This window comes from Intestinibacter sp. (assembly GCF_022780145.1).
GTDB lineage: Bacteria > Bacillota > Clostridia > Peptostreptococcales > Peptostreptococcaceae > Intestinibacter.
The window spans coordinates 1-3,710 of sequence record NZ_JALEXO010000220.1 but is presented as its reverse complement, the minus strand read 5'-3'; the positions used below and the strand labels follow the sequence as shown (position 1 = coordinate 3,710).

Genomic DNA, 3,710 nt, shown 5'->3' with positions numbered 1-3,710 from the left:
AGCTCCTGTAAATGCAGTAAATGCCATTATAAATACACTTGTTCCTACTGCAGTTTTTAGTTCATAGCCTAACACACTTGTTAAAATAAGTAGAAGCATCATGCCTCCACCAGCTCCCACAAATCCACAGATAAATCCAATCATTGTTCCACACAATACAGATTGTATTGCTTTTGTCTTGGCTGATTTTTCTTCCATAGCATCTTTAGTAGTCATAACTGGTTTTACTATAAATTTAATACCTACTAAAAACGTCATATAGACAGAAAAGCTTCCCATAAGCTTATTAGGAACTAAACTAGATATATAGCTACCTACCATGGTAAATATTAAAACTGTTATCATCATTATAATTCCGTTTTTGATATCTAGATTTTTGTTTTTTCCATAAGTATAAGCCGATACAGCACTTGCAAGTACATCTGATGCTAGAGCGATCCCCACAGCTTGATATGCAGGCATACCTAAAAATGTAATCAGCATAGGTGATATAACTGCTGCTGCACTAAGCCCAGCTAAACCTGTGCCTATACCTGCACCTAATCCACCTATTAAACATGTAATTAATGTATTCATTTTGTTTTTCACCCACTTCGATTATTATATTTTACACATCCTTGCTAATTTATCATAGAATTAAATACTGATTATGAATTTTTCTATGCATTATAAAAAGGGAGCTATCAAAATAGATTTATATCTATCTCGATATACTCCCCTTTCTATCTTAAGCTAATACTCTGCCTCACTCAAAGTATCAATTTTCCGTACTATAAATCACTAGCTTCTGTTGTAGCCTCATCATTATTATCTTCAGCTACTGGTTCAATAATATTATTATCTACATTTGCTTCTCTATTATTCAAAGAATTCATAGCTATCTTAGTTCCAGTGAAACTTGCAAGTACATCGTTTAAATCTATTCCTGTAGATTCTTTAAGTCCGTCTGTAACTTGAGTTACTGTAGCCATAATATCCTTGACTAATTTAGTATTGTTGCCATCGCCGTACATTGTGATCTTGTCGACATTAGCAAGTGGTGCACTGGCAGCTCTTACAACGTCTGGTAATGCCTTGAAGTACATTTCCATAACAGCTGCTTTTTCCATTTTTGCCATGGCTTCGGCTTTCTTTTCGATACCTTGTGCTTCTGCTATGCCTTTTGCTCTAATTGCTTCGGCTTCTGCATCCCCTTTTGCTCTGATTGCTTCGGCTTCTGCTAATGCTTTGTATTTAACTGCTTCGGCCTCTTGTTCTTTTGCGTATTTGTCAGCTTCTGCAAATACTTTTTGTGCTTCTGCTTGTTTTATCTTTTCAAACGCTTCGGCCTCTGCTTGACGTTGTCTTTCGTATAATATAGCATCTGCTTGTTGTTGTTTTGCGAATTTATCGGCTTCGGCTTGTTTTTTAACTTGAGCATCAAGTAATTTTTCAGCTATAGCAGCTTTTTGTTCTTGTAATGAAATTTCCTTTTCTTGTGCTGCTAAAGTCGCGTTTGCTGTTGCTATTTCTATAGTTTTTCTTTGTTCTTGCTTTTGTATTTCGTAGGCTGCATCGGCTACGGCCTTTTTCGTATCTGCTTCTTGCTTCAATTCAGATCTTCTGATTGAAAGCTCGTTTTCCTTTTGAGCTATTTCAGTAGCAGTTCTTATTTGGATTTCCTTTGAAGTCTTTTCTGCTTCTGCTTGTGCTATTACTGTGTCCTTCTTAGCCTCTGCCTCTGCTTGTGCTATATCCTTTTCAGATTGAGCCTTTGCAATAGCTGCACCTTTTTTGATTCTAACTATGTTGTCTATACCTAAATTTTCAATAACATTGTTGTTGTCGAAGAAATTTTGTACATTGAAGCTGACGATATCAAGACCCATGCCAGCTAAGTCTGGCTCTGCATTTTCTTTTACAAGCTCTGCAAATTTTTGTCTATCTCCTACCATTTCTTCAAGTCCCATTTTCCCGACAATTTCTCTCATATTACCTTCTAGAACTTCTCTAGCAATTTCTGCTATTTGAGTTGTACTCATATTTAAGAAGTTTTGTGCTGCAAGCTCTAATTTGTCTTTTTCTGAAGAAACCTTGATGTTTACTGCTGCATCGATGTTTATATTGATGTAATCTCTAGTTGGAACAGCATTTGATGTTTTTACATCAATTGGTATCAATTTTAAATTTACAAAGTCTTTTCTCTCTAAGAAAGGCACTTTTATTGCGGCTTTTCCTATTACTACCTTTCTTCTAAGTCCTGATATTATAAAAGCTTGATCTGGTGGAGCTTTTACATATCCAAGTGATATTATTAGTACCACTAAAACTACAATTATCCCTATTATTATAAACTTAATCATATTTCTATCCCCCTGGTAATTATTATTTTAGATATATTATAGTAAGTTTTTTTGAGAAAAGAGTAACAATTTTATTACAATGACAATTTAAAACTTATTACAAAGTTGTTAGTTGTTTTGTGTTTTGTTTTCAAATTTGTTTCTTTTTTGAAAACGAATATACTCCCTTCACATATTCTGTAAAGGGAGTATATTTCGGCTTTGGGTTTATAGGGTTCATATAGAAAAATTATCTTACTTAATTACATTAACTAAGTATTATGTTTATTAATAACTTTAATGAAAATTATTTATATTAAAAAATTATTTATTTGTTTTGTTTTCTATACTTACATTATATACCTTCAAACATATCTGTAGTTATATCAAAAAACGTTGAATAGGTATCGTATTTTTCATTAACAAAGTTACGATATTTTGTTATCATATAATCATTATAAATATACTGACAGGAGGAGAAAGGCGATGAAAATTGAACAGCTACAATATGTACTAGAAATAGCAAAGCATAGCTCTATAAATAAAGCTGCACAAAACCTATACATAGCTCAATCTACATTAAGCTCTTCTATTAGAAGCCTTGAACAGGAATTGGGAAGTAAAATTTTTAATCGTACTTCAAAAGGTGTTTATCTAACTGATTTTGGTACTGAATTTTACAATCATGCAAAATCAGTATGTAGCGAAATAGAATTTATGCAATCGCTTTCTTTAAAATTATCTAAGTCAACAGGCTCTTTAAGCGTTTCCAATATGTTTAACCCTGTGGCAAATGAAGCTTTTATTGAAATTTACAATAAATACAGCGATGATAATATTAAATTTTCCATCGACGAAGCATTTACATTAGAGATAATCTCGAATGTCGAGGCTGGAATTTCAGATATTGGAATTATAATGATTTTATCCGATGCATACCATATGTATATGAAGCTCATGGAATCTCACGGGTTGGAATATCATAAATTTACTGATAAGGATTTATACATTGTAATTGGACCTCAAAACCCTTATTATAATTCCGATAAAAAAAGTATTACATTTGCTGAGCTAAACAATTTTTCATATTGTACATATTTCGATGCTAAAACTGATCCAGCTTGGAATAATTTGTCTATATCAAATTGCAATAAAAAACCTGATGTAAGAGTTGGTTCTTCTGAATGCTTAATTAATTTATTAGCTAAAACAGATGGTTTCGCAATAGAAGTATTTAACTCAAAGGACCATAGCTCTGATGCTTTTTATAATGATTTAAAATTTATAAAGCTAGATCACCACGATTTAAACTGTGAAATCGGATGGATATCTAGAGCTGATAAGCCTTTGACACCTATTGCTGAGGAATACTTAGAAATTTTAAAGGAT

At 32.6% G+C, this 3,710-nt stretch carries 3 protein-coding genes; 1 reads left to right on the top strand and 2 read right to left on the bottom strand.

Annotated elements, in window-relative coordinates:
- Nucleotides 1-576: sulfite exporter TauE/SafE family protein (locus tag MR593_RS08495; protein ID WP_290691868.1), on the bottom strand; the 576-nt coding region annotated here is incomplete at its 3' end.
- 194 nt (nt 577-770) lie between these two features.
- Entirely contained in the window at nt 771-2,342 is a 1,572-nt protein-coding gene (locus MR593_RS08490; RefSeq protein ID WP_290691866.1) for a flotillin family protein, read from the bottom strand.
- A 465-nt stretch (nt 2,343-2,807) separates the two neighbouring features.
- On the opposite strand from MR593_RS08490, the gene MR593_RS08485 reads away from it, so the two are divergent.
- A partial coding sequence (locus MR593_RS08485) for a LysR family transcriptional regulator (protein ID WP_290691864.1) occupies nt 2,808-3,710 on the top strand: 903 nt, incomplete at its 3' end.

What these genes read in the sequence shown, in the direction of transcription:
- MR593_RS08490 (WP_290691866.1), bottom strand. Translation starts at nt 2,342, where the DNA reads ATGATTAAGTTTATAATAATAGGGATAATTGTAGTTTTAGTGGTACTA.